The sequence below is a fragment of the Streptomyces cirratus genome (genome assembly GCF_014650775.1).
GTDB lineage: Bacteria > Actinomycetota > Actinomycetes > Streptomycetales > Streptomycetaceae > Streptomyces > Streptomyces cirratus.
This window is the reverse complement of the sequence record NZ_BMVP01000004.1, coordinates 254,722-278,392: the sequence shown is the minus strand read 5'-3', so window position 1 is coordinate 278,392 and position 23,671 is coordinate 254,722. Positions and strand designations below refer to the sequence as shown.

The following is a 23,671-nucleotide window of genomic DNA, read 5'->3' as shown; positions in this document are numbered from 1 at the left end:
GGCGGGAGGCGGGGCGCAACCCTCGTCCGCGACGGGGCGAGGTCGCCGGCCGCGCGTGCCGTGCGCGAGCGGGGTACCGGCCGGGTCTGCCACGGCCCGCGCTGAAACGTTTCCTGGGTGAAGGACGGCAGCCAGTCGGGTGCGGTTCGGCCGGACCCGCGACCGGGCCGGGCGGCTGCGCTACAACCTGGCGGCGTGACCCCCAACCTCCTGCGGGCCCTCCCCGCCGCCGCACTCGCCTTCGCCGCGTTCATCCCCCAGGCCGCCGCCGCGCCGACGGCGCCCGCTGCCGGCGGCCCCGATCCGATCGTCTTCGTCCACGGCTGGAACAGCAGCGGTTCCACCTGGAACACCATGGCCGACCGCTTCCGGTCCGACGGCTGGCCGGCCGGCCGCCTGGACCAGTGGAGCTACCCGACCTCCCAGTCCAACGTCACGACCGCCCGCCAGCTCGCCGACGAGATCGACCGCGTCCTCGCCGCCACCGGCGCCACCAAGGTCGACCTGGTCACGCACTCCATGGGCTCCCTCTCCTCCCGCTACTACCTCAAGAACCTGGGCGGGGACAGCAAGGTCGACGCGTGGGTCTCCCTCGCCGGCCCCAACCACGGCACCAGCGCCGCCGTCCTGTGCGGCGGCGCGCCCTGCGCCGAGATGCGCCCCGGCTCGCGCTTCCTGAACGAGCTCAACGCCGGTGACGAGACCCCCGGCGCACCCCGCTACGCCACGTGGTGGTCGCCGTGCGACGGCATCATCAGCCCCGACAGCAGCACCGTCGCCCTCAGCGGCGCCGTGAACACCGAGACCGGGTGTCTGCGGCACACTGCCTTCCCCGTGGACGCCAGGGTCTACGAGGAGGTCAGGGCCCACGTCCGCTGACCGGCGCGGACCGCGTCCTCCCCGCCGAACGGGTGGGATCCGCGGGCCGGCCCCGGATGGATGCCGTGCCCGGAGGCTGCGGCGGGCGGTCCGGGGCAGGCTCGCCCTGTAAGCGAGTACGACACAGGACGTAGACGAGGAGGCCCACCGTGGCGATCGCATGGGACGAGTACCTGGCCCAGGTCCAGGAACGAGGCCAGTATCCGACCGCGCGCGAAGCCGAGCGTTCCACCCGTGCGGTGCTGGCCACCCTGGGCGGCCACCTGGCGGACACCGAACGCGAGGAACTCGCCGCCCAGCTGCCCGCTCCCTGCTCGCCGCCGCTCCTCGAAGCCGTGGCGGCGACCGCACCGCTGGACCCGCCGGAGTTCACGGAAGCGGTCGCGCTCCTGATCGAGGGCGCGACCCCTGACACCGCGCACTGGGACAGCGGCGCGGTCCTCAGCACCGTGGCCGACGTCGTGGACGCGGACGTGCTCCGGCGGGCGCTCGCCCAGCTTCCGCCCGGTTACGCGCTGCTGTTCGGCCGCACCGAACCGGTCTGAGGCGGGCCGTCCGTCGACTACGGCGCGGCGGTGGCGGTGTCCGTGGCGGTATCCGCGCCGGCTTCGGCTTCGGCGACCGCATCGGACGCCGCCCCCTGCGCGGCGGGCCGGACGGCGGTGTACATCACCGAACCCTGGCGGTGTTCCTTCTCGACCTGCCCCTTCTTGACGAGTCCTTCCAGGGTGTTGCGGACGACCTGACCGGAGGCCGTCCGGCCGGGGTGCGCCTGCGCCAGTTCCGCCGTGACCTCGCTCACCATGCGGGGCTCCGCGGCGTGGACCAGGAGGGCGTGGAGGAGTTCGCGCAGCGGGGGTTCGTCCGTCCTGGCCGGCTTCTTGGCGGGGGACGCGGCGGAGTCGGGCTTGCGGGCGGCCGGCTTGGCGGCGGCCTCGGCCTCCGTACCGGGGACGGCAGCCCCCGCGGCCTTCTTGGCCCGCGCCGCGCCGGCGGTGCTCTTCTTGGCCCGCGCCGCGCCGGCGGTGCCCTTCTTGGCCCGCGCCGCGCCGGCCGTGCTCTTCTTCGCCCGGCGGGGTCCGGGAACGGTGGCCGCCCCCGGCCCCGCCGGCGCCGCCTTGGCGGCCTCGACGGCATCGGCCGGGGGCAGTACGCCCTGCACACCGCAGAGCCAGTTCTCGTCCGACCGGAGCTGCCTCAGGCGGTCTTGGAGTTCCTCGATCTGCGCGGTGAGGTCCGCCTGTTCCTTGCGGTTGGTTTCGAGATCGGCGGCGAACCGCTGCGCGTACAGGTCGTGGATGGGCGTGGTGACAGGCTCGTTGGCCATGTGCGGCTCACTTTCCTCATACCTCACGGTGGTGCTTTCGGATGCTACCCAGGCGCAGGGCGTTCTTTACCCGAAATCCGCACCACGCTTCCCGCCGTGACCAGGAAACGCGCCCGCGTCAGCGCATGACGCGCGGGAGGCGGAGGCTGAGCAGTACCGTCAGTGCGATCAGAGCGAGTTGGACCAGCAGGGTCGTCATGAGGGCGTCCCGCATCCCGACCGACTCCGTGAGCGCGAGGAACAGGCTGCCCAGGGTCGCGACACCCAGGGCCAGCGCCGACTGCTGCGTGGTGACCATCACCCCGCCGCCCACGCCGGCCCGGTCGGCCGGTACGTCCGAGAGCATCAGGCGCATCAGCACCGGCAGTTGGAGCCCCTGGCCGAGGCCCGCGACGGCGACGCCCGGCGCGAGTGCGAGCAGCCCGAGTTCCGGCCAGTCGCCCCGGACCGCCAGCAGGAGCAAGCCGATGCCGATGGCCTGGAGTACGCCACCGGCGGTGACGACCCGGCTTCCGTACCGGCCGATCAGCCGCGGTCCGGCGAGCGAGGCGGAGAAGAAGGCGACCGCCATCGGCACCAGCGCGAGCCCCGCCGAGACGGGTCCCATCCGCAGACCCTGCTGGAGCGACACGGCGATGACGAACATGAAGCCGCTGAACCCGATGGAGAACGGCACCACCATCAGCAGGCCGCGTCGCAGCGATTCCAGACGCAGCAGGCTCGGCGGCACCAGCGGCGTCCGCCCCAGACGGTCGGCGCGGCGCTCGGTCAGGTAGAAGGCCGCGGCCGCCGGCGGGAAGACGCCCAGCGAGACCCACGTCCAGACGGGCCACCCGGCCGCCCGGCCCTCGGTCAGCGGCAGCAGCAGGGAGACCAGCGACAGGGCCAGCAGCAGCGTTCCCGGTACGTCGACCGAGGCGGGCCGCTGCGAACGGGTCTCCGGAACGGCGCGGACAGCCAGCACCAGCCCCACCAGCACGACCGGGACGTTGACGAGGAACACCGAACGCCAGCCCGAGCCGGCCACGTCGGCGGCCACCAGCACACCGCCGAGGATCTGCCCGGCGACCATCGACAGCCCGGCCGTCGCACCGTAGAGGCTCATCGCCCGGGCCCGGCGCGGCCCCTGCGTGGTGGCCTGGATGGTGGCGAGCACCTGCGGCAGCATGAGCGCCGCCGAAGCCCCCTGCGCCACCCGGGCCGCGACCAGCGTCCAGGCGGTCGGCGCGAGGCCGCACGCCAGGGAGGTGACGCCGAAGGCGGCCATGCCGGTCAGGAACAGCCGGCGGCGTCCGACCGTGTCACCGAGACGGCCGCCGAGGACGAGCAGTACGGCGTACGTGACCCCGTAGCCGCCGACGATCAGTTCCAGCAGGGCAGGGCCCGCGGCGAGGTCGCTGTCGATGGCCGGCAACGCCACGTTGACGATGAAGAAGTCGATCAGTGGGAGGGCCGCGCCCAGCAGTACGGTGAACAGCCCGAGGGTCCCCAGCGCCGCTTCGTGGCGGACGACGGGGACGGAGGCGGTTCCCGGGGTGGTGGCCGGGCCCGCGGGCGCCGGAGGCGGCGAGGGGTTCGTGCGCCGCGGGGTCGCCAGGGTCGCTTGGGTTGCATTGGTTGCTTCGCTCACGAGTAAGACGATCCACCCACGCTCAGCCTGGTACCAGAGTGTCCTTATCCTGGTACCAGGAGTACCTGGCAACGGGATGCGAGGTGCGGCACCCTGGACCCATGACCACTGTGGCCCCGGAAAGCGACATGCGCCGGCACGAACTGGCGGAATTCCTGCGCAGCCGCCGGGAGCGGATCACCCCCGAGCAGGTCGGCCTCGTACGCGGCCGCCGCCGCCGCACGCCGGGACTGCGCCGCGAGGAAGTCGCGCAGCTCGCCGCCGTCGGGGTCACCTGGTACACCTGGCTGGAGCAGGCGCGTGAGATCCAGGTGTCCCCGCAGGTGCTCGACGCCCTCGCCCGCGCCCTGCTGCTGGACCGCAGCGAACGCGCGCACCTGTTCGCCCTGGCCGGCGGCGTCGACCCGGCGCCGCTCACGCCCTGCCCGAGCGTGACGCCGGCCCTGCGGGCCATGCTCGACCAGTTGGACCCGATCCCGGCCGCCGTACAGAACAGCCGGTACGACATCCTCGCGTACAACCGGACGTACGGGCGGCTGCTGTGCGACCTCGACCGGGTGGCGCCCGAGGACCGCAACTGCATGTGGCTGGCGTTCACCGACCCGGACTGGCGGGACGCCGTCGTGGAACTCCCCGAGTCGAACCGGTTGATGGCCGCGAAGTTCCGCGCGTCGATGGCCGAGCACCTGGCCGAGCCGGCCTGGAAGGCGCTGCTGGCGCGGCTGGAGACGGCGTCGCCCGAATTCAGGGAGGTCTGGGCGCGGCACGAGGTCGTCGGCCAGGGCGGGAAGTCGAAGTACATCCGCAACCGCCACGTGGGCCTGCTGCACCTGGAGCACACCAACCTGTGGCTGGGCCCCGCGGCGGGCCCGCGGCTCGTCACCTACGTACCGCTGGACGAGGAGACGCGCGGGCGTCTGGAACGTCTGCGGTCCCTGTCGCCCGTCCCGGCCTGACGCAACGCCCGCGACGCGGCCGTGTCGCGGGCGCGGTGCAGTGGGCCGTTCCGTGAGGATCGGGGCCATGGGCTTCGTACTGCCGGTCCTCTTCGCGCTGTTCGCGGCGCTCGGCAACGCGCTCGCGACCGTGCTCCAGCGGCGGGCGGCGCTCACCGTGCCACAGGGCCGGGGCCTGCGCTTCGGCCTGATCCGCGACCTGCTGCGGCGGCCGGTGTGGCTCGCGGGGATCCTCGCGGTGATCGCGGCCGGCGTCGGGCAGGCCGCGGCGCTGGCCACGGGCCCGCTGTCCCTGGTGCAGCCGCTGTTCGTACTGGAACTGCCGCTCGCGCTCCTGATCGCCTCGCTGGTGACGCGGAGCCGGCTGCCGGGGCAGCTGTGGCTGGCCGTGGCGGGCGTGGTGGCGGGGCTCGCGATCGTACTGGTGGCCGCATCGCCGGCCGGGCAGCGCACGCACGTCCCGGTCGACCGCTGGGCGCCGGCCATGGCGGCGTGCGCGCTGGCGGTGGCCGGACTGGCGGTGGCCGGGCTCCGGCGGCCGCCCGGCCGCATGCGGGCCGGGTGTCTCGGCGCGGCGACCGCCGTCTGCTACGCGCTCACGGCCGCCCTGATGAAGTCGGCCGTGCGCGTACTGGACGAACGGGGTCCGCCCGCGTTCCTGACGACCTGGGAGACCTACGCCTTCGGTGCGACCGGCATCTGCGCCCTGCTGTTCCTCGAACACGCCATGCAGGGCGGCCCGCTGGTCGCATCGCAGCCCGCCCTGACCCTCGGCGACGCGGGCGTGAGCGTCGCGCTGGGGGTGCTGCTGTACGAGGAACACCTGCGCACCCACTGGTGGCTGCTTCCCCAACTGCTGGGCGTGGCCCTGATCGGCACCGGCGTACTGGCCCTGGCCCGCGCCGCCACGGAAGCCGACTGAGGGCGGCCGGCAACCGCGCGCGGGGCGGGGGGCGTCCTCGTGGGTGGGGGTGGTGGGAGTGCGCGATGGTGGGCGAAGGGTCCGGCGGGCCGGTACGGCGGCAGTGCCGTGGGTGGCCGCCGGCGGGGTGTACGGGTGGGCGAGCTGGTGCTACGGGGCTTCTTCGGCACCCTCGGGCGCCGTCGCGCTCGTGGGCGGCGCCGTCCTGGTCCTCGGGAGCTGCGCGGCGTACTTCGTGCTGGTCGGCGGCAGCGGCGGGTTCTTCGGGGGGCTGCTGCTGTCCCTGGGGATGCTCCTGACGGTGGCCGCCGCGGATCAGGCGGCGGCGCGGCCGGCCACCGCCACCTGCGCGGTGCGCGAGGTGCACACCAAGGTGCAGCAGTCCGCCGGTGACGGCGCTCCGCCGGCGCGGACGGTGTACCGCTTCGCCCTCGGCTGCCCGGGCGGCTACCCGGCGGAGCTGAAGGAGGACCGGGCCGTGGCGGCGGTCGGCGAGGAGATCCGGGTCGCCTACGATCCCGCGCACCGGGTCTCCGCGGAGCTGGAGGGGCGGACCGCTCCCTGGAAGCCCGCTGCCTGGGCCGCCGCCCTGCTCGCCCTCAGCGCGACGATCGCCTGGGCGAAGCGGGCCCCCGAGGGGCGGCCAGAGCGGCTCGGAACCAGTTGACGGTCAGGGCGAAGGCCGTGCCGGCGGTGGCCCCGGCGGAGCCGGTGGCGGACGCGCTCAGCCTGGAGGACACCCCCGTCCCCGCCGAACTGCAGAACCGTTCGGCCGGCCACTGCTCCAGCCCGTGCGCGGGTTCCTCGGCCGGCCCGTGACCGGTGAGCACGGCGTGGTGTTCCCCCACCCCCACGCCGACCCCCACCCCGACGACCGGTGACCTGAAACTGGCCGATCCGGGACCGCAGAGCTGCAAGCGGACGCCGGCTCCGGCCGGATCAGCGGCAGGCCGTGGTCCGTCGGCACGGTCCGGATCACCCCGACCGCCACCGACTCCACGGGCGCGACCGTCACCGCCGCGTTCCCCCTCACCGTCGCCTGGTTCCGACCCCGCGAGCCAGGGCCCCGGCCTCATGGAGGCCGGGGCCCTGGCGTCGTCTCCGTGACCGGGCAGGAATGGAGAAGCCGATCCCGTCCGCCGCCCCGTAGCGTGGCCCGCATGGACACCGGTCCGGTACGGCCGGTCGTGAGGACGGAGAAACGACAAGCATGGCCACGAGGACGGACACGCAGTCGCCCGCGCTGCACCTTGCCGACACCCACGACGTGATCCGCGTGCACGGCGCCCGCGAGAACAACCTCAAGGACGTCAGCATCGAGATCCCCAAGCGCCGGCTGACGGTGTTCACCGGCGTCTCCGGCTCCGGCAAGAGCTCCCTGGTGTTCAGCACGATCGCCGCCGAGTCGCAGCGGCTGATCAACGAGACGTACAGCGCGTTCGTCCAGGGCTTCATGCCGACGCTGGCGCGGCCCGAGGTCGACGTGCTCGACGGGCTGACGACCGTGATCACCGTCGACCAGCAGCGCATGGGCGGCGACCCCCGCTCCACCGTCGGTACCGCCACCGACGCCAACGCCATGCTCCGCATCCTCTTCAGCCGGCTCGGACAGCCGCACATCGGCCCGCCCGGCGCGTACGCCTTCAACGTCCCCTCCGTCCGGGCGAGCGGAGCGATCACCGTCGAGCGCGGCGCCAAGAAGGCGGTGAAGGCCACCTTCAACCGCACCGGCGGCATGTGCCCCCGGTGCGAAGGCCGCGGCACGGTCTCCGACCTCGACCTCACCCAGCTCTACGACGACACCAAGTCGCTCTCCGAGGGCGCCGTCACCATCCCCGGTTACGGCACGGACGGCTGGAACATGCGGCTCTACAAGGAGTCCGGCCTCCTCGACCCCGACAAGCCGATCCGCACGTACACCAAGAGGGAACTGCACGACTTCCTCCACCACGAGCCGACCCGGATGAAGATCGCGGGCATCAACATGACCTACGAGGGACTGGTCCCTCGGGTCCAGAAGTCGATGCTCTCCAAGGACAGGGAGGCGATGCAGCCGCACATCCGGGAGTTCGTGGACCGTGCGGTCACCTTCACCACCTGCCCCGAATGCGACGGCACCCGCCTCAGCGAGGGCGCCCGCTCCTCGAAGATCGAGGGCATCAGCATCGCCGACGCCTGCGCGATGCAGATCAGCGACCTCGCCGACTGGGTCCGCGGCCTCGAAGAGCCGTCGGTGGCGCCGCTGCTCGCCGCGCTGCGCCAGACCCTGGACTCCTTCGGGGAGATCGGCCTCGGCTACCTCTCGCTCGACCGGCCGTCGGGCACGCTGTCGGGCGGCGAGGCTCAGCGCGTCAAGATGATCCGCCACCTCGGCTCCTCGCTGACCGACGTGACCTACGTGTTCGACGAGCCCACCACGGGCCTGCACCCCCACGACATCCAGCGGATGAACGACCTGCTGCTACGGCTGCGGGACAAGGGCAACACGGTGCTCGTCGTGGAGCACAAACCGGAGACGATCGCGATCGCCGATCACGTCGTCGACCTCGGCCCCGGCGCCGGAACCGCGGGCGGCAGCGTCTGCTTCGAGGGGACCGTCGAGGCGCTGCGGGGCGCAGGCACCGTCACCGGCCGCCACTTCGACGACCGGGCCGCCCTCAAGGAGAAGCCGCGGACGCCCACCGGCACGCTGGAGATCCGCGGCGCGACGACGCACAACCTCCAGGGCGTCGACGTGGACATCCCGCTCGGGGTACTGGCCGTGGTCACCGGCGTCGCCGGCTCCGGCAAGAGCTCCCTCGTCCACGGCTCGCTCGTCAAGAGCAGGGGAGCCGCCGGCGAGGGCGTGGTGTCGGTCGACCAGGGCCCGATCCGCGGATCGCGGCGCAGCAACCCGGCGACGTACACCGGCCTGCTCGACCCGATCCGCAAGGCGTTCGCCAAGGCCAACGGCGTGAAGCCGGCGCTGTTCAGCTCGAACTCCGAAGGCGCCTGCCCCACTTGCAACGGCGCCGGGGTCGTGTACACCGACCTGGCGATGATGGCCGGTGTCGCCAGCACCTGCGAGGAGTGCGAGGGCAGGCGGTTCCAGGCGTCGGTACTGGAGTTCCGCCTCGGCGGCCGCGACATCAGCGAGGTCCTGGCGATGCCGGTGACCGAGGCCGCGGCGTTCTTCGGCGAGGGCGAGGCACGCACCCCGGCCGCGCACCGCATCCTCGAACGGCTCGCCGACGTCGGGCTGGGCTACCTGACCATCGGCCAGCCGCTCACCACCCTCTCCGGCGGTGAGCGGCAGCGGCTCAAGCTGGCCACCCACATGGCGGACAAGGGCGGCGTGTACGTCCTGGACGAGCCGACCGCCGGACTGCACCTCGCCGACGTCGAACAACTCCTCGGGCTGCTCGACCGGCTCGTGGACTCCGGCAAGTCGGTCATCGTGGTCGAACACCACCAGGCCGTCATGGCGCACGCCGACTGGATCATCGACCTCGGTCCCGGCGCCGGCCACGACGGCGGCCGGATCGTCTTCGAGGGCACCCCCGCCGACCTCGTCGCCGCCCGGTCCACCCTCACCGGCGAGCACCTCGCGGCGTACGTGGGCCGCTGACCGCCCTCACGGTCCACCGACCGGTGGCGCCCTTCGTGACCTCGACGTCCGAAGGGCGTCAGGCGGCGGGGGAGGGGATGTAGGCGAGGCCGTGGGCGCCCGGTTCGCCCGCCCGGTCGACGTGCAGGGTCGCCACCGCCTCCAGGCGCGGCAGGTCCACCACCGTCACCGTGCTGGACGAGACCGCCGCGGCGTAGCCGTACCGGCCGTCGGGCGAGGAGGTGATCGTCAGGGGGAACGCGCCGACCTCGACGCGGCCGAGCTCCCCGCCGTCCCTCCCGTACACGTGCAAGAGCCCCGGTGCCTGCTCGCCCGGCGCAGCGCCGCCCGCCCGCATGCGCAGCTCGCCGGCCAGCACCAGATCCGTGGCGGTCACGTGGACGGGGAAGACCGGGCCGTCCGTGCGGTGCGTGCGCACCACGGCTCCGGTGGCCGTGTCGATCACCCGGACCCCGGCGTCCGGTACCGGACGCGTGATCGTGAAGTCCCCCTTCGGCGCGGCCGCGTACACGTACCGTCCGTCGCGTGACGCCGCGATGCCCTCGCTCCCGGGCACCTCGATCCGGCCGGCCGGCGCTCCGGAAGCGATGTCGACGACCGAGAGGAACGGCGCTTCCTTGTTCGCGCTGTACGCGCGGCTCCCGTCCGGCGTGAGCGTGAACCAGTGCGGGCCGGGCGCCCCCACGGGCAGCCGGCGTACGGGTTTCAGCGAGTCCGCGTCGAGCGCCACCAGGGCGCCCTCCTCGGCGCCGTGCGCCTCCACGCTCACCCACAGCAGCCCGCCCGACGGGTCCAGGGCGATGCCGTGCGGCGCGCGCTCCGGTGCCAGGTCGACCACGTCGAGGATGCGGCGCCGGTCGGGATCGATCACCACCAGCTCATGGGCCCGGCCGGCATGGGCGTGGTAGTAGCCGGACCGGTAGGTGATCGTGGCGTACAGCCGCCGCCGCACCGGGTCGAAGCACAACTCGTGGGGCTCGCTGGGGACTTCCAGTACGTCGAGCCGGCGCAAGTCCACCGCGTCGAAGAAGGTGACCGTGGGGCCGCTCTGGCTCGCCACGGCGAGTACGTCGTTCGTGTTCCGTGTCATGGACCAGAGCCTGGACCGGCCCGCCGATTAACTCCAGTGCACTCGTGGCAAGGTGTGATTGCGTACGGCGAAAAGACACTGGCCGCGCCGGAACCGGGCGGCCCTTCGAGTGACGGGAGACACAGTGCGGGACGGCCCCGAACGGCAGCTGGACCTCAACCTGTTGGTCGCGCTCGACGCGCTCCTGGAGGAGGAGAGCGTCACGGGGGCCGCCGCGCGCCTGCACGTGTCCGCGCCCGCCATGAGCCGCACCCTCGGACGCATCCGTACGGTCCTCGGCGATCCCGTACTCGTACGCGCCGGGCGGCAGCTCGTCCCCACTCCGCGCGCCGTCGAACTGCGACCGGGCGTCCGCGCCCTCGTCCACCAGGCACGCGCCCTCCTCGTACCCGAGCCCGTCACCGACCCGGCCCGGCTGACGCGCGAGTTCACCGTCCAGGCCACCGAGATGGTCCTGCACGGACTCGCCCCCCGGCTCGTTCGCGCCGTCGTGCGCCAGGCCCCCGGGGTCACGCTGCGCTTCATGCCGGAAGCCCTGGAAGGAACACCCGCCCTGCGCGAGGGCCGGCTCGACCTCGAAATAGGCGTCATCGGCCACCCCGACCCGGAAACCCGCGTCGAACCCCTCGGCCGGACCCGCCTCCTCGCCGCCGTACGCGCCGGACATCCCCTGGCCCGCCGCAAGACGGTCACCGCCCGTGCCTTCGCCGCCGCCGACCACGTCGGAGTCTCCCGCCAGGGCCGGATCCGCGGCCCCGTGGACGAGGAACTGGCCGGACTCGGGCTGCGCCGCCGGGTGGTGGCCGTCGTACCGGGCTGGAACGCCGCACTGTTCCTCTGCCGGGAGAGCGACCTGGTCTGCCTCACCCCGGCCGGCGCCCCGTCCCACCACCTGGAACTGCTGGGCCTGCACACCTTCGAGGTACCGCTGGAACTGCCGCCCGTCGCCCTGGGCATGGCATGGCACCCGCGCAACGACGCGGATCCCGCGCACGGCTGGCTCCGCGACCAGGTCCGGCAAAGCTGGCGGACCGACAGCTTTTCGGGGTAGACGGGCCGCGAGGAAAGGACGGCCGGGATGGGCGAGGTGTTGGTCGGGACGTGTTCCTGGACGGACAAGGCGTTGGTGGGCAGCGGGTGGTACCCGCCTGGGCGGCGCGATCCGGAGGGGCGATTGCGGTACTACGCCGAGCGGTTCCCCGTCGTGGAAGTCGACGCGGGCTACTACGCGCTCCCCAGCCTGCGCAACAGCACGCTGTGGGCCGAACGCACACCACCCGGCTTCCGCTTCGACGTCAAGGCGTTCTCCCTCCTCACCGGCCACCCGACCCGCAAGGCCGCCCTGCCCGCCGACCTCAGGGGCTACGACAGCGGCGACCCGGAGCTCCTCGACGAGGTCTGGCACCGTTTCGGCGCGGCCCTGCGCCCGCTCGCGGAGGCCGGCCGGCTGGGGGCCGTACTGTTCCAGTTCCCGCCCTGGTTCACCCCGGGGGCCAGGGCCGAGGCCGTCTTGCACCGCATTCGGAAGCGGGCTCCCGAGTGGCCGGTGGCGGTGGAGTTCCGCCACCCCGACTGGTGGCGGGACGGCCAACGGGAGCGCACCGAGGCCCTGTTGAAGGATCTGGACGCCACCGCCGTGGCCGTGGACACGGCCCCGGAGCTGCCCACCTCCATACCGCCCGTCACACCGGTCACATCCCCGGAGCTCGCGGTGGTCCGGTTCCACGGCCGCAGCCCCGCCTGGGGCACCGGCAGCAAGGAGGACCGCTTCCGCCACACCTACACACAGGGCGAGTTGAGCGAATGGCTGCCGCGCCTGCGCACCCTGGCGGACCGGGTCGAGCAGCTGCACGTGCTGTTCAACAACTGCTGCGGCGATGCCGCCGTACGCGCCGCGCAGACCATGCGCGACCTGCTGGCCCTACGCGAGGGAGCGGACAGGGCATAGCCGGGCGCCGCCCTGAGACGGCCCGGCGCCGCCCTGTCCTGCGCCACCAGGAGCGCCCCGGAAGTGGCTCAGGCGCCGCCTGGGCACCACCGGGTCCGGCCGGAAGCCGCGCACGGCGGCGGAAGGTCCCGGTGCCCGGACGGGGCCTGCGCGATCACGGCCCGCACCGCCTGAACCGCCGGCCCGGGATGCTCCTGCGCGCCCCGCCGCAGGCGCGGCCCACGGCGACCCGCGAGGTCGGGCGGTGCGGCCTATCCTGGAAGCGGCGGCCGGCAGCGCGAGCGGCCTCCCGGCCGCCGGGCCCGGCCACGGGCGCGCACCCCTCTCCGAACCACCGCGCCCGCGTGCCGGCTCACCACCCGGGTCACGACGCGGCCCGGCGCCCGAATGGCCGACGCAGGCTGGAGGACGGACGTGCCGGAACAGGGTGAACGCCGGATCGTGCTCGTCCGGCATGCGAAGGCGGTACCCAAGGACGTCACCGAGGACTTCGAGCGCGCGCTTTCCGACCGTGGCTGCCATGACGCGCCGCAGGCGGGCAGCTGGCTGGAGCGGTCCGGCTTCGCCGTCGACCTGGCCCTGTGCTCCTCGGCCCGCAGGGCCCGCCAGACCTGGCAGCTGATGCTGTCCCGGCTGAGCCGGCCGCCGCCCACGCTCTACCAGGCCCGGCTCTACGAAGCCGAGGCGCACGACCTGCTCTCCGCCGTGGCGGAAGCCGCGGCCGAGGTGACCGGGCTCGTGCTGGTCGGCCACAACCCGGCCCTCCACGAGGTCGCCGTGAGCCTGTGCGGCGGCGGCCCGAAGAAGCTCGTCCAACGCCTCGGGACGGCCTTCCCGACCTCCGCCGTCGCCGTACTGACCGTGGAGGGCGGCTGGGAGGATGTGGCTCCGGGCGCGGCCCGCCTGGTCGCCTTCTGGGCGCCGGGCGACGACTGAATCCGGCGCACCGGCCGCCGTGGCCCGGCGCCCGTTACGGCTTCGCCGGTGGCACAGTGGGTGCATGTGTGGCCGTTATGCATCCACCCGCGCGCCCGCCGACCTGGCAGGCCTCTTCCAGGCCCGCTGGGATCCGCGCGAGACGCTCGCCCCGAGCTGGAACGTCGCTCCCACCGACCCGGTCTGGGCCGTCGTCGAACGCAAGGACCGGGGGACGCACACCGTGGAACGGAGGCTGCGCGCCGTGCGCTGGGGGCTGGTCCCCTCCTGGGCCAAGGATCCGGGCGTCGGCGCCCGGATGATCAACGCCCGGGTGGAGACGGTCCACGAGAAGCCCGCCTTCCGCCGGGCGCTCGCCAAGCGGCGGTGCCTGCTGCCGGCGGACGGCTTCTACGAGTGGCGGACGGAGCGGGCCGGGGACGACGGGAAGACCTACAAGCAGCCGTACTTCATCCGCCCCGAGGACGCGTCGGTGATGGCCATGGCAGGCCTGTACGAGTTCTGGCGCGACCGAGCCGTCGCCGACGACGACGATCCGGCGGCCTGGCTCACGACGGCGACCGTCATCACCACCGAGGCCGCGGACGCGGCCGGCCGCATCCACCCCCGGATGCCCCTCGCCCTGGACCCCGCCGACTACGAGGCCTGGCTCGACCCGGCCCACCAGGACGTCAACGCCCTGCGCGCCCTGCTGCACACCCCCGCCGACGGCCGGCTCGCGGTACGGGCGGTGTCCACGGAGGTCAACAGTGTCCGCAACAACGGCCCGCACCTGCTGGAGGACGCCCCCGCCCGGTGAGGAAGGAGGCCGCGCGCTCCCCCCACGTACCCACGTCGGCGCGGGTGCGGGAGACGTGGAGTTGCGCGTCGGGCAGGGACCGGGCCAGGGTCCGTGCGGTCGACAGCGGATGCCCGGGATCGCCCTCCCAGGCGAGGACCAAGGCCGGCAGGCGCAGCGTGGCGAGCGAGGCCGGGGCGGGCAGGTCGCAGAGCGCGAGCCCTCGCAGGACCGCCGGGAGGATCCGCCGCTGCGGTGTCGGCGGGAACCGGGGTACATCGGCCACCACCCGCGGGGGCGGCTGCGCCTGCCTTCCGGCGAGCCATGCGCCCGCCCCCTGCCGTTCGATGGTCTCGGCGGCCGCCCGGTTGGCCCGCGCGTGCGCCTCCCGGGTCGTCCACGCCGTGGGCGGGATCAGCAGCACGAGCGCGGAGAAACGCCGCGGCGCACGGAGCGCGGCGTGCAGAACGCTGCCACAGCCCATCGAGGAGCCCATGGCGTCGGCGGGCCCGTCTGCGCCCAGGTGGTCGAGGAGGGCGAGCAGGTCCTCGCCCAGGCTGGCGTACGTGTAATCGGTGTCCACGGCTTCGCCGGTGGACCGCCCGTGCCCCCGGGCGTCGTACCGGACCAGGCGCCGCCCCGCCCGCAGGAGCGGCGCCCAGTCGAACAGGCCCATCCGGTCCTCGACGGCCTGGCTGACGAAGCCGCCGTGCGCGTACACGGCGAGCGGGCCCGCCCCGAGGTCGTCGTAGACCAGTTCCGCCCCGCGGTAGCGGAAGCGGCCTTCGCGGCCGGTCGCGTTCATCACCGGACCCCCTCGTCCCAGGCCCCTCTCAGGCCGCTCGGCTCAAGGCCGCGTCAGGACCGCTCGTCCTCGGGGGAGCCGAAGTTGCCGTAGCCCTGGAGGTCGTGCGCCGTGCGGCGGCTGCCGTCGGTGGGGAACGTCTGTGCTTCGGCCTCGCGGTGCTCCTCGGCGCGCCCGGCGTCCGCCGGCCGCCGGGGCTGCTCGGCCGGGGTGGGCGGCTTGGGCTCGGCGGCGCGGCGTTTCATGCCCCACCACACCGCCCCGATCAGCACGACGACGACGATCACGCCTACGGTCGAGGCGAAGGCGGTTCCCGAGGCGCTCATCGCGAGCGCGGTGGCCGAGTTCATCATGGAGCCGTTTCCTTTCGTCGGGCGCCGCACGGTGCCGCCTGCGGCCCGGTGCGGACGTCCTCTTCTCCCCGGCGCGGCTGCCCAGCCCGCGGCCGGTGAAACGGCGCTAGCGGTGCGCTCCGTGCCGCATGTGCCCGTTGGCGGAGAGGTGGTAGACGGCGAAGGCCCGGTCGATCACGGGCATGGCGACGTTGCGCACCCGGATGCCGCCGGCGGTCATCCCGTGTTCCTTGCCGGCGTGGGCGTGGCCGTGGACGGCGAGGTCGGCGCCCGCATCGTCGACGGCTTCCGCCAGCAGATAGCTGCCGAGGAAGGGGTAGATCTCCCTGGGTTCGCCCGCGAGGGTGTCCTCGACGGGGGAGAAGTGCGTCAGCGCGATCCGGATGGCGCATCCGGCGCCGCGCAGTTCGTGCAGGGACTCCCGCAGGCTGTTCGCGCTGCGACGGGTGTACTGGACGAAGGACTTCATCTCGGGTTCGCCGAAATCGCTGGCGCAGCGCCCGGCGAAGCCCCCGCCGAAGCCCTTGGTGCCGGCGACGCCGACCTTCGTACCGTCGATGTCCAGGACCACGCCGTCGCCTTCCAGGACGTGCACCCCGACCCGGGCGAGTTCCTCGGCGACGGCGGCCTCCTGGTCGCTCTGGTAGTCGTGGTTGCCCAGCACGGCGGCGACGGGGACGGGCAGCCCCGCCACTTCGTGCGCGACGACGCGGGCTTCCTCGGCGGTGCCGTGCCGGGTGAGGTCCCCGGCGAGCAGCAGCAGGTCGGCGTGGGCGCCGACGGTCTCGAAGGCCGGCCTCAGCGTTCCCTCGCTGCCCGGTCCGAGGTGGATGTCCCCGACGGCCGCGACGCGGATCACGACAGCTCTTCCGAGTGGTCGGGCGGCGCCGCGCAGTTCACCGTCACGTCCTGGTGCCAGGCCACGCCCGCCAGTTCCTCACCCGCGATGCGCAGTACCTCTGCCCGGCAGTCGGCGCTGGCCACACTGCCCGAGAGGTGGGCGGTGGCCCCGTGCATCTCGATCCGTACGCCCAGCTCGGCGATGTCCTCACGGGCCAGCCGGTCCCGCAGGTGCTGGATGCGGTATTCGATCAGCTCGGCGGTGTTCATACCGTTCATGCGGGTCGTCCCCTCACTGTGCCCTCGTTCACCGGGCCCTCGCCGGGCTCATGACGTCCATGCCGTTCATGCCGTTCATGCGGTTCATGCGGTCCGGGTCGTCCCTGGGCGCGATGACCCGCAGCCGTTCGAGCAGGTAGAAGAACGCGTCCGCGAGGGGCGCGTCCTGGTGGTCCCGGAACATCCGGTCCCAGTCGATCTGCTCGCGCAGCATCCGGGCCATCGGCAGCAGGTCGCCGAAGTCGCAGTAGTGCTCGCACAGCGCGGCGAGCCGGCTGTCCATGAGGTCGGTGGGGGACAGGACCGGCATCCACACCGAGTCCACGGGCAGCACCACCGCGCGGTCGATCAGTTCCCGGCTCACCGGTCGACGGGCGAGTTCGAAGATCAGGTCGATCTCCTCGCCGCCCGAGCGGCCCTTGACCAGCCAGTCCTCGGGGGCCCGGCGCATGGAGATCCCGCCCTCCTCCAGCGCGTTGATCACGGTCTCGGCGTCCTCGCGGATGACACAGAAGTCGGTGTCGTGCTGGAAGCGCGGCGGCAGGCCGTGGGCGAACGCGGCCACGCTGCCGGCCAGCGCGAACGGCTGTCCCGAGGCTTTCAGCAGCGCCGCGACCCGTTTGGTGGTCTCCAGGATGGCCTGCGTGTGGTCGTGCGGCAGGGGCCCGTCGCTCTGTGCGGGACCGCGCAGGCCCGAGCGGGCCACGTCACCCTCGGGTGGGGCGGAAAGGTTCTTCGCAGAGTGGCTCACGGCAATCACTCACTCGTCCACTGGCTCGTTCCTGAGCGACCGCGGGGTGCCCGCAACCGCGGAGGCCGGCAGTCAGTCCTCATCGCGCACGATATTCCACTCGGTGACGCGGCGCGCGGGCTCGTCGTCCCGCCGGTTCTCCAGGGCGGGTGCCCGCTGGGCCGCGGCTCATTCGTCCGGCGGCCGCCTCCCGGCTCCGCCGGTCGGGCAGGACACGCCTCGCCACGGCGCCCCTCGGCCACCAGGGCGCGGCGCCGCCGTGTCCGACGCCCGCGTCGGGGGCGAATGCGCTCACCGTACGGCCCAGGCGCGAGATCTCCCGCAGAGCGTTTCGCCCCCTTCGCAGAGGGTGAACGGCCGACGCCAGGAGGCGCCGGTGAGGACGGCCCGAGGGCGAGCGGTGTCCGCGTCGCTGCGGTTACCCGTCGCCCGTGCGGGTACGCCCGGCCGGTGCGGGTACGCCCGGCCCGTGCCGGTGCGGCCCGGCCCGTCAGGCCCCGGCCGTCACCCGGACGCTCTTGACCTCGCTGTCCGCGGCGTCCGGCACGACCATGCCCGCCTCGACGCCCGTGCGCAGGTACCGCAGCACCTCTTCCGTCAGCCGGTCGCCGGGGACCACCACGGGGATGCCGGGCGGGTAAGGGGTCAGCATCTCCGCCGAGACCCGGCCCACGGCCCGCGCCAGCGGCACCTGCTCGGCCGGACCGAAGAAGGCGTCCCGGGGCAGCGCCGCGGACTCCATCCGCATCCCGGCCGGGTCGGGGACGTCCACCCGGCGGGCCGGGCGCAGGTCGTCCGCGTGCGCGACCAGGTCCCGCAGCGCCTCCAGGAGGCGGTCCGCGGTGTCCGGACCGTCGGCGTGCGTCAGCTGGGCGCTGATCCGGCGGTGGTCGGACAGGTGCAGGTTGATCTGCCGGTGCTCGCGCAGCCAGTCGGCGGCCCGGTACCCCGTCGTCCCGAGCTCCGTGATGTCGATGATGATCTGGAGGGGGTCGAGGTCGAAGGCCAGGCCCGGACCGCAGAAGTCGTCGCGGCCGTGCACGTGCATGCCGTCGATCCCGCCGATCCGCTTGCGGACCGACCCCGCCAGCGCCAGCGCGTCGTCGTACAGCGCCCGGCCGTGCTCGACCATCTGCCGGCGCCAGCCGTCCAGGGCGGCGTAGATCAGGACCGAGGGGCTCGTGGTCCCCAGCAGGTCCTCGCGGCTCTTGAGCACCTCCGGCCGTACGAGATCACCCTGGAGGTGGAACACCGATCCCTGTTCCAGCCCCGAGCCCATCTTGTGCACGGAGGTGACGCACACGTCGGCGCCGGCGTCCATCGCCCAGGTCGGCAGGTCCGGGTGGAACGGCAGGTGCGCTCCCCACGCCTCGTCCACGATCAGCGGCTTCCCGTGCCCGTGGCAGACCCGTGCGATCGCCGCCAGGTCGCTGCAGGTGCCGTACGGGGTGGGGCCGGTGACCAGGGCGCCCTTGACGTCCGGGTGCGCGGCGAAGGCGGCGGCGAACGCCTCGGCGGACGGCGGGTGCGCGATGTGGCGCTCCGCGTCCCAGCTGGGCTCCACCCACACCGGCCGGATGCCGGAGAGGATGAGTCCCGACACCACGGCCTTGTGGGCGTCACGGCCCACCAGCAGCTCCTCGTGCGGCCCGGCCACCGACAGCATGGCCGACTTGACCGACAGTGAGCTGCCGCAGGTGGAGAAGAAGGCGTGGTCCGCCCCGACGGCATCCGCCATGAGCTCCTGCGCACGCTCCAGAACGCCGTGCGAGGAGGTGCGGTCGTCGAGCCCGCTGGTCGCGAGGACGTCGGAGAGGAACACCGAGTCGCCCAGAACCGCGCGGACCCGGGGATCCGCGCCGCGCGCCTGCTTGTGCCCGGGGGGCGTGAACGGGGTCTGGCCACTGGCGTGGTAGGCCGCGAGAGCGTCGAGAACGGGGGCTTCTGACTGGTCCATGCGCCGCGCCTGCCCGGCCGGCACCGCCCGAAACGGCGCGCCGGGGCGGGACCACCCGTGGGGGTGAGGGTTCGAGCCCGTCCGGCCGGGCGGGTCAGTCGAGCCGGACCGCGAGCAGGCAGGCGTCGTCCTCGTGGTCCTCGGCCGGATAGGCCGACATCACCCGGCCGAGGGTTTCGGCCGCTCCCAGCCCGGCGCAGGACTCCAGCGCCTTGCGCAGCGTGTCGATCCCGTACGTGATGTCCTGCCCGCGCCGCTCCACCATGCCGTCGGTGTACAGCAGCAGCAGGTCGCCCGGGCGCAGCGGAACGGTCGCCGTCTCGTACGCGTGTCCGGGCAGCAGGCCGAACAGCGGCCCCCGGTGCTCCGTGTCGAGCGTCGCGGCCGTGTCCCCGCGCAGCAGCATGGGAGCGGGGTGCCCGGCGCACGCCCACCGCAGGTTCCGCGCGGCGTCGACGTGGCCGATGATCCCCGTGGCGGTCTCGGCGGCCGGGTCGGAGCACAGCAGCTCGTTCAGCCAGGTGGCCAGCTGACCGGCGTGCGTGCCGGGGGCGTGCGCCAGCCCCGCGAGCGCGTGCCGCTGCTGTGCCATCCGGGCCACCGCGTCCAGCCCGTGGCCGCAGGCGTCCCCGATCGCCAGCAGGATCCGGCCGTCCGGCAGCAGGCGGCACTTGTACCAGTCCCCGCCGACCGAGGCGTCCTCCTCCGCCGGCAGGTACGCGGCCGCCACCGAGATGCCCAGCGCCTCCAGTTCGGCGGAGTGGGTGGGCAGCAGGGCTTCGCGCAGCGCCGAAGCGACCCGGTGCTCGGCCGCCGCCTCCTCCCGCAGCCGCTCGCTCTGGCGGCGGGTCGCCGCCAGACGCTGCCGGCTGCGTACCTGAGCCGTGAGGTCGCGCGCGATGATCCGGAGCACCCACGGCAGGCCGTCCGTGGCGATGACCGGGTGTCCGACGAGGGTGAGGGTGCGGACTTCGCCGAGCACGGTGAAACGGACCTCGGTGCCCGGCGGCTCCTCCCCGTCGAGCAGGGCGGTCATCAGCTTCGCGAAGCGCGGGACGTCCTCCGGCAGTACCGCGTCGCACAGCTCCGTCAGGGACAGCGGCCGGGCCGGATCGGTGCGGAAGATCGAGGCGAGGCCCTCCGACCAGATGACGGTGCCCGACAGCAGGTCCCAGGTGCCCCACCCCATCGAGGCGATGTACTGGGCGTCGAGGGACATCGCCTCCGTCCGGTTCAGGGCCGGACGCCAGATCGCCAGCACCTTGTCCCCGCAGGAGGCGGCGTCGTACAGCAGCTTCGTGCGGTGCAGTCCGTCACGCTGCTGCTCGGTGTAGTCCACGGCGTACGAGTGGAGGGCGCTCCCGCTGTCCAGGACTGCGCTCAAGGCGCCCACCAGGCCGCCCGCCGCCGCGCCGGGCTGCACCTCCAGCAGCCGTCTGCCGACCTGCGCGTCGGGCGCGTCGAGCCACTGCGCGGAACGGACGTGGTTGCCCGCGCGCACCGTGAAGTCGACGACCCGGCCGTCCTCGTCCCGTACGGGGACCAGCAGCGCCGCCGAGACCGGGATCGCGGGCAGGGCCGCGCACACGCAGCCCCAGGGGTCGTGGCCGCCCGGCCCGTCGGGGTCCTCGGAGCAGGAGTGCGAGGCTCCCCGGCCCCCGCCGCACGGGCAGCTGCCCGGCGAGCCCGCGGCCCGCGTGGTGTCGTCCTCACGGCGTACCCCCGCGTCGCGGCGGGCGGCGGCCCGCAGAGCCGCCACCTCCCGTGTGATCAGCAGTTTCAGGGAGGCGGTGTCCTGCGGGACGACCGGGCTCATCCTGCGGCACCGTCCGTGCCCAGTTCCCGCAGCGCGGGGAGCAGGGTCGACTGGGCCCATTCCAGGAACGGCTCCTGGTGCTGGCCTCCGACCTGGACGAGCGCGACCTCGGTGAAGCCGGCTTCCACGAAGGGGCGTACGGCGTCCACGAAGACCTCCACGTCGTCCCCGCACGGCACGGACTGCGCGACGTCTTCGGGGCGGACGTGCTGGGCGGCCTGGTCGAAGGAGGCCGGTCCGGGCAGTTCCGCGTTGACCTTCCAGCCGCCCGCCGACCAGCGGAACTGCTCGTGGGCCCGTTTGACGGCCGCGTCCCGGTCCGGGTCGTAGCACACGGGCAGCTGGCCGACGCGGGGCTTCCCGTCGCCCCCGGCCCGGTCGAAGGCGTCCAGCAGTTCCCGCTCGGGTTCGATGGCGATGACCAGATCGGCGAGCCGCCCCGCGAGATCGCAGGACTTGTCCCCGGAGACGGCGATGCCGATGGGCGGCGGGTCGGCCGGCAGGTCCCACAGCCGGGCGTTCTCCACGTCGAAGTACCGGCCGTGGTGGTTGACCGAGCGGCCCTCGAAGAGGCCCCGGATGATCTCGACGGCCTCCTCCAGCATCTCCAGCCGGACGTGCGCCGCGGGCCATCCCGGCCCGACCACGTGCTCGTTCAGGTTCTCGCCCGAACCCAGGCCCAGCCGGAACCGCCCGCCGGACAGCAGCTGCATGGTCGCGGCCTTCTGGGCGACGACCGCCGGGTGGTAGCGCATCGTCGGACAGGTCACGTACGTCATAAGCGGGATGCGCGAAGTGGCCTGCGCCGCCGCGCCGAGGACGCTCCACGCGTACGGGGAGTGCCCCTGCTCCGCCAGCCAGGGGAAGTAGTGGTCGGAGGTGACGGAGAAGTCGAACCCCGCGCGCTCCGCGCCGACCACGTGTTCCACCAGTTCACGGGGGCCGGCCTGCTCGGTCATCATCGTGTACCCGATTCGCACCATGAGCCGCGTCTTACCGGTCTGCCCCGGCATGAAACCTGGCCGTGGGCCGTATGGAGGAGGCCCTCGGGGACGTGTGGCGCGCACGGGCGTGCGAGGGGCCAGGCTGGGCAGTCGAAGGGATATTCCCGCCGAAACGGACGACAAGGGAGTTCGCCGTGGCCCACGCAACCGACCCGCCCGCCCCCCGGCCGGCGCACGGCGGTGACCCCGGACCCGCGCCGCGCACACCGCAGGGCACGGCCGCCGGGCAGGCCCGCTCCCGCGTGACCCTGCGCGTCAACGGTGCCCCCCACGACCTCGACCTGGATAACCGGGTCACCCTCCTCGACGCGCTGCGCGAGCACCTGGACCTGACCGGCGCCAAGAAGGGCTGCGACCACGGACAGTGCGGCGCCTGCACCGTCCTGGTCGACGGCCGGCGCGCCAACAGCTGCCTGCTCCTCACCGTCGCCCTCGACGGCTGCGAGATCACCACCGTGGAGGGCCTGGCCGCTCCCGACGGCGCCCTCCACCCGCTCCAGCGCTCCTTCATCGAGCACGACGCCTTCCAGTGCGGCTACTGCACCCCCGGTCAGCTCTGCTCCGCCGTCGGCGCGCTCCGCGAAGCCGCCGCCGGGCACCCCTCGCACGTCACCGCGGCCCCGGCCCTGTCGGCGTCAGGCCCCGCCGTACTGACGGCCGAGGAGATCAGCGAACGGCTCAGCGGAAACCTGTGCCGCTGCGGCGCCTATCCCGCCATCGTCCGGGCCGTCGCCGAAGCGGGCACGGACACCGCGGCCACCACGACCGGCGCGGACGTGATCGCGTGAAGCCCTTCGCCTACGTACGCGCCACCACCCTCGAGGAGGCGGCCGACGCCTACGCCGCCCACCCCGGCTCCCGCTACCTCGCCGGCGGCACCAACCTGGTGGACCTGATGAAACTGGGCATCGAGGCCCCCGGCGCCCTCATCGACATCTCCCGGCTCCCCATGGAGGAGATCGGGGAGCTGCCCGGCGGCGGGCTGCGGGTCGGCGCCAACGTCCGCAACAGCGACCTGGCCGCCGATCCACGGGTGCGCGAGCGCTACCCGCTCCTGAGCCAGGCGCTGCTCTCCGGGGCCTCCGGTCAGCTGCGCAACGTCGCCACCACCGGCGGAAACCTGCTCCAGCGCACTCGCTGCGGCTACTTCCAGGACCTCTCCAAGCCGTGCAACAAGCGCGAACCCGGCAGCGGCTGCGGTGCCCGCGAGGGGATCCACCGCGACCATGCCGTACTCGGCCACTCCGAGCAGTGCATCGCCACCCAGCCCTCCGACATGGCCGTTGCCCTCGCCGCGCTGGACGCCGAAGTCGAGCTGTACGGCGGGGGCGGCACCACCCGTACCGTCGCGGTCACCGAGTTCCACCGGCTGCCCGGCGACCACCCCGAGCAGGACACCGTCATCCGCCCGGGGGAGATCATCACGGCGGTGGTCCTGCCCGCAGCGGCCCCCGGCGCCGTCTCGCTCTACCGCAAGGCCCGCGAGCGCACCTCGTACGCCTTCGCCCTCGCTTCGGTCGCCGTCCTCCTCGACCTCGACGACGGCCGCGTGCGCCGGGTCGCCCTCGCCTTCGGCGGCCTCGCCCACCGGCCCTGGCGCGCGACCACCGCCGAGGCCCGGCTGACCGGCGCCGCACCGCAACCCGACACCGTCCGCGCGGCCGTCGAGGCGGAACTCGCGCAGGCCAGGCCGCTGCGCGACAACGCGTACAAAGTCCCGCTCGCCCGCAACCTCGCCTGCCAAGCCATCGCCGCGCTGGCCCACTCCGCCGGCCCGGTGCCGTAGCCGGTTC

The 23,671-nt window shown here is 73.6% G+C and carries 24 protein-coding genes; 13 read left to right on the top strand and 11 right to left on the bottom strand.

Going from position 1 to position 23,671, the window contains the following annotated elements; translation table 11 throughout:
• Nucleotides 1-195: 195 nt before the first annotated feature.
• On the top strand, nt 196-879 hold the full coding sequence (locus IE207_RS13950) for an esterase/lipase family protein (protein ID WP_190184467.1): 684 nt from the start codon (nt 196-198) through the stop codon (nt 877-879).
• Between the two features lie 149 nt (nt 880-1,028).
• On the top strand, nt 1,029-1,424 hold the full coding sequence (locus tag IE207_RS13945; RefSeq protein WP_190184466.1) for a DUF2267 domain-containing protein: 396 nt from the start codon (nt 1,029-1,031) through the stop codon (nt 1,422-1,424).
• Nucleotides 1,425-1,441: 17 nt separating this feature from the next.
• Here the strand turns inward: IE207_RS13945 and IE207_RS13940 are convergent, their stop codons facing one another.
• Nucleotides 1,442-2,206 carry a hypothetical protein gene (locus IE207_RS13940; RefSeq protein ID WP_190184465.1) on the bottom strand — a complete coding sequence of 255 codons (765 nt, stop codon included), beginning with the start codon at nt 2,204-2,206 and terminating at the stop codon, nt 1,442-1,444.
• 118 nt (nt 2,207-2,324) lie between these two features.
• Entirely contained in the window at nt 2,325-3,698 is a 1,374-nt protein-coding gene (locus IE207_RS13935) for an MFS transporter (protein WP_229873746.1), read from the bottom strand.
• Nucleotides 3,699-3,937: 239 nt separating this feature from the next.
• Between IE207_RS13935 and IE207_RS13930 the strand changes: the two genes are divergently transcribed.
• The 5 genes from IE207_RS13930 to IE207_RS13910 all read left to right on the top strand — a co-directional run bounded on the left by IE207_RS13930 (nt 3,938) and on the right by IE207_RS13910 (nt 9,321).
• Nucleotides 3,938-4,792, top strand: coding sequence for an MmyB family transcriptional regulator (locus IE207_RS13930; protein ID WP_190184464.1), 855 nt, complete (start codon nt 3,938-3,940; stop codon nt 4,790-4,792).
• 67 nt (nt 4,793-4,859) lie between these two features.
• Nucleotides 4,860-5,714 (top strand): DMT family transporter, encoded by an 855-nt coding sequence (locus IE207_RS13925; RefSeq protein WP_190184463.1) that lies wholly within the window; start codon nt 4,860-4,862, stop codon nt 5,712-5,714.
• 112 nt (nt 5,715-5,826) lie between these two features.
• Nucleotides 5,827-6,381: a hypothetical protein gene (locus IE207_RS13920; RefSeq protein WP_190184462.1), complete on the top strand. Its 555-nt coding sequence runs from the start codon at nt 5,827-5,829 to the stop codon at nt 6,379-6,381.
• Nucleotides 6,378-6,533: a hypothetical protein gene (locus IE207_RS13915; protein WP_190184461.1), complete on the top strand. Its 156-nt coding sequence runs from the start codon at nt 6,378-6,380 to the stop codon at nt 6,531-6,533. The genes IE207_RS13920 and IE207_RS13915 overlap by 4 nt, the downstream gene beginning before the upstream one ends.
• A 391-nt stretch (nt 6,534-6,924) precedes the next feature.
• Nucleotides 6,925-9,321, top strand: coding sequence for an ATP-binding cassette domain-containing protein (locus IE207_RS13910; protein WP_190184460.1), 2,397 nt, complete (start codon nt 6,925-6,927; stop codon nt 9,319-9,321).
• Nucleotides 9,322-9,379: 58 nt separating this feature from the next.
• Here the strand turns inward: IE207_RS13910 and IE207_RS13905 are convergent, their stop codons facing one another.
• A complete protein-coding gene (locus tag IE207_RS13905) occupies nt 9,380-10,411 on the bottom strand; it encodes a YncE family protein (protein WP_190184459.1) in 1,032 nt (343 codons plus the stop codon).
• A 109-nt stretch (nt 10,412-10,520) separates the two neighbouring features.
• Between IE207_RS13905 and IE207_RS13900 the strand changes: the two genes are divergently transcribed.
• The 4 genes from IE207_RS13900 to IE207_RS13885 all read left to right on the top strand — a co-directional run bounded on the left by IE207_RS13900 (nt 10,521) and on the right by IE207_RS13885 (nt 14,094).
• Nucleotides 10,521-11,462 carry a LysR family transcriptional regulator gene (locus tag IE207_RS13900; RefSeq protein ID WP_229873707.1) on the top strand — a complete coding sequence of 314 codons (942 nt, stop codon included), beginning with the start codon at nt 10,521-10,523 and terminating at the stop codon, nt 11,460-11,462.
• Between the two features lie 27 nt (nt 11,463-11,489).
• Entirely contained in the window at nt 11,490-12,359 is an 870-nt protein-coding gene (locus tag IE207_RS13895) for a DUF72 domain-containing protein (RefSeq protein ID WP_190184458.1), read from the top strand.
• A 414-nt stretch (nt 12,360-12,773) separates the two neighbouring features.
• Entirely contained in the window at nt 12,774-13,295 is a 522-nt protein-coding gene (locus IE207_RS13890; RefSeq protein ID WP_229873706.1) for a SixA phosphatase family protein, read from the top strand.
• A gap of 64 nt (nt 13,296-13,359) precedes the next feature.
• Complete coding sequence (locus IE207_RS13885; RefSeq protein ID WP_190184456.1) at nt 13,360-14,094, top strand: SOS response-associated peptidase; 735 nt, start codon at nt 13,360-13,362, stop codon at nt 14,092-14,094.
• On the opposite strand, the gene IE207_RS13880 is transcribed toward IE207_RS13885, so the two are convergent.
• The 8 genes from IE207_RS13880 to IE207_RS13845 form a co-directional block, all read right to left on the bottom strand.
• The gene (locus IE207_RS13880; RefSeq protein ID WP_190184455.1) at nt 14,039-14,878 is read right to left on the bottom strand and encodes an alpha/beta fold hydrolase; all 840 of its coding nucleotides are present in this window, start codon (nt 14,876-14,878) and stop codon (nt 14,039-14,041) included. The two genes, IE207_RS13885 and IE207_RS13880, sit on opposite strands and share 56 nt — an antisense overlap.
• A gap of 53 nt (nt 14,879-14,931) precedes the next feature.
• Nucleotides 14,932-15,231, bottom strand: coding sequence for a DUF6479 family protein (locus tag IE207_RS13875; protein ID WP_190184454.1), 300 nt, complete (start codon nt 15,229-15,231; stop codon nt 14,932-14,934).
• Nucleotides 15,232-15,337: 106 nt separating this feature from the next.
• Nucleotides 15,338-16,090 (bottom strand): metallophosphoesterase family protein, encoded by a 753-nt coding sequence (locus IE207_RS13870; protein WP_190184453.1) that lies wholly within the window; start codon nt 16,088-16,090, stop codon nt 15,338-15,340.
• Nucleotides 16,087-16,350, bottom strand: coding sequence for a hypothetical protein (locus IE207_RS13865; protein ID WP_190184452.1), 264 nt, complete (start codon nt 16,348-16,350; stop codon nt 16,087-16,089). The genes IE207_RS13870 and IE207_RS13865 overlap by 4 nt, the downstream gene beginning before the upstream one ends.
• Nucleotides 16,351-16,378: 28 nt before the next feature.
• Nucleotides 16,379-17,101 carry a nucleotidyltransferase family protein gene (locus IE207_RS13860; RefSeq protein WP_229873705.1) on the bottom strand — a complete coding sequence of 241 codons (723 nt, stop codon included), beginning with the start codon at nt 17,099-17,101 and terminating at the stop codon, nt 16,379-16,381.
• A 490-nt stretch (nt 17,102-17,591) separates the two neighbouring features.
• Entirely contained in the window at nt 17,592-19,058 is a 1,467-nt protein-coding gene (locus IE207_RS13855; RefSeq protein ID WP_190184450.1) for an aminotransferase class I/II-fold pyridoxal phosphate-dependent enzyme, read from the bottom strand.
• Nucleotides 19,059-19,152: 94 nt separating this feature from the next.
• Nucleotides 19,153-20,874, bottom strand: coding sequence for a PP2C family protein-serine/threonine phosphatase (locus tag IE207_RS13850; RefSeq protein ID WP_190184449.1), 1,722 nt, complete (start codon nt 20,872-20,874; stop codon nt 19,153-19,155).
• Nucleotides 20,871-21,857 (bottom strand): LLM class F420-dependent oxidoreductase, encoded by a 987-nt coding sequence (locus IE207_RS13845; RefSeq protein ID WP_190184448.1) that lies wholly within the window; start codon nt 21,855-21,857, stop codon nt 20,871-20,873. Before IE207_RS13845 ends, IE207_RS13850 begins: the two co-directional genes overlap by 4 nt.
• Before the next feature lie 155 nt (nt 21,858-22,012).
• Between IE207_RS13845 and IE207_RS13840 the strand changes: the two genes are divergently transcribed.
• Nucleotides 22,013-22,666: a 2Fe-2S iron-sulfur cluster-binding protein gene (locus IE207_RS13840; protein ID WP_190184447.1), complete on the top strand. Its 654-nt coding sequence runs from the start codon at nt 22,013-22,015 to the stop codon at nt 22,664-22,666.
• Entirely contained in the window at nt 22,663-23,664 is a 1,002-nt protein-coding gene (locus tag IE207_RS13835; RefSeq protein ID WP_190184446.1) for an FAD binding domain-containing protein, read from the top strand. Before IE207_RS13840 ends, IE207_RS13835 begins: the two co-directional genes overlap by 4 nt.
• Nucleotides 23,665-23,671 lie beyond the last annotated feature (7 nt).

Excerpts from the sequence above, each read along its gene's own strand:
- IE207_RS13940 (WP_190184465.1), bottom strand. The coding sequence starts at position 2,206 with ATGGCCAACGAGCCTGTCACCACGCCCATCCACGACCTGTACGCGCAG.
- IE207_RS13930 (WP_190184464.1), top strand. The coding sequence starts at position 3,938 with ATGACCACTGTGGCCCCGGAAAGCGACATGCGCCGGCACGAACTGGCG.
- IE207_RS13925 (WP_190184463.1), top strand. The coding sequence starts at position 4,860 with ATGGGCTTCGTACTGCCGGTCCTCTTCGCGCTGTTCGCGGCGCTCGGC.
- IE207_RS13910 (WP_190184460.1), top strand. The coding sequence starts at position 6,925 with ATGGCCACGAGGACGGACACGCAGTCGCCCGCGCTGCACCTTGCCGAC.
- IE207_RS13905 (WP_190184459.1), bottom strand. The coding sequence starts at position 10,411 with ATGACACGGAACACGAACGACGTACTCGCCGTGGCGAGCCAGAGCGGC.
- IE207_RS13895 (WP_190184458.1), top strand. The coding sequence starts at position 11,490 with ATGGGCGAGGTGTTGGTCGGGACGTGTTCCTGGACGGACAAGGCGTTG.
- IE207_RS13885 (WP_190184456.1), top strand. The coding sequence starts at position 13,360 with ATGTGTGGCCGTTATGCATCCACCCGCGCGCCCGCCGACCTGGCAGGC.
- IE207_RS13880 (WP_190184455.1), bottom strand. The coding sequence starts at position 14,878 with ATGAACGCGACCGGCCGCGAAGGCCGCTTCCGCTACCGCGGGGCGGAA.
- IE207_RS13875 (WP_190184454.1), bottom strand. The coding sequence starts at position 15,231 with ATGATGAACTCGGCCACCGCGCTCGCGATGAGCGCCTCGGGAACCGCC.
- IE207_RS13865 (WP_190184452.1), bottom strand. The coding sequence starts at position 16,350 with ATGAACGGTATGAACACCGCCGAGCTGATCGAATACCGCATCCAGCAC.
- IE207_RS13855 (WP_190184450.1), bottom strand. The coding sequence starts at position 19,058 with ATGGACCAGTCAGAAGCCCCCGTTCTCGACGCTCTCGCGGCCTACCAC.
- IE207_RS13850 (WP_190184449.1), bottom strand. The coding sequence starts at position 20,874 with ATGAGCCCGGTCGTCCCGCAGGACACCGCCTCCCTGAAACTGCTGATC.
- IE207_RS13845 (WP_190184448.1), bottom strand. The coding sequence starts at position 21,857 with ATGGTGCGAATCGGGTACACGATGATGACCGAGCAGGCCGGCCCCCGT.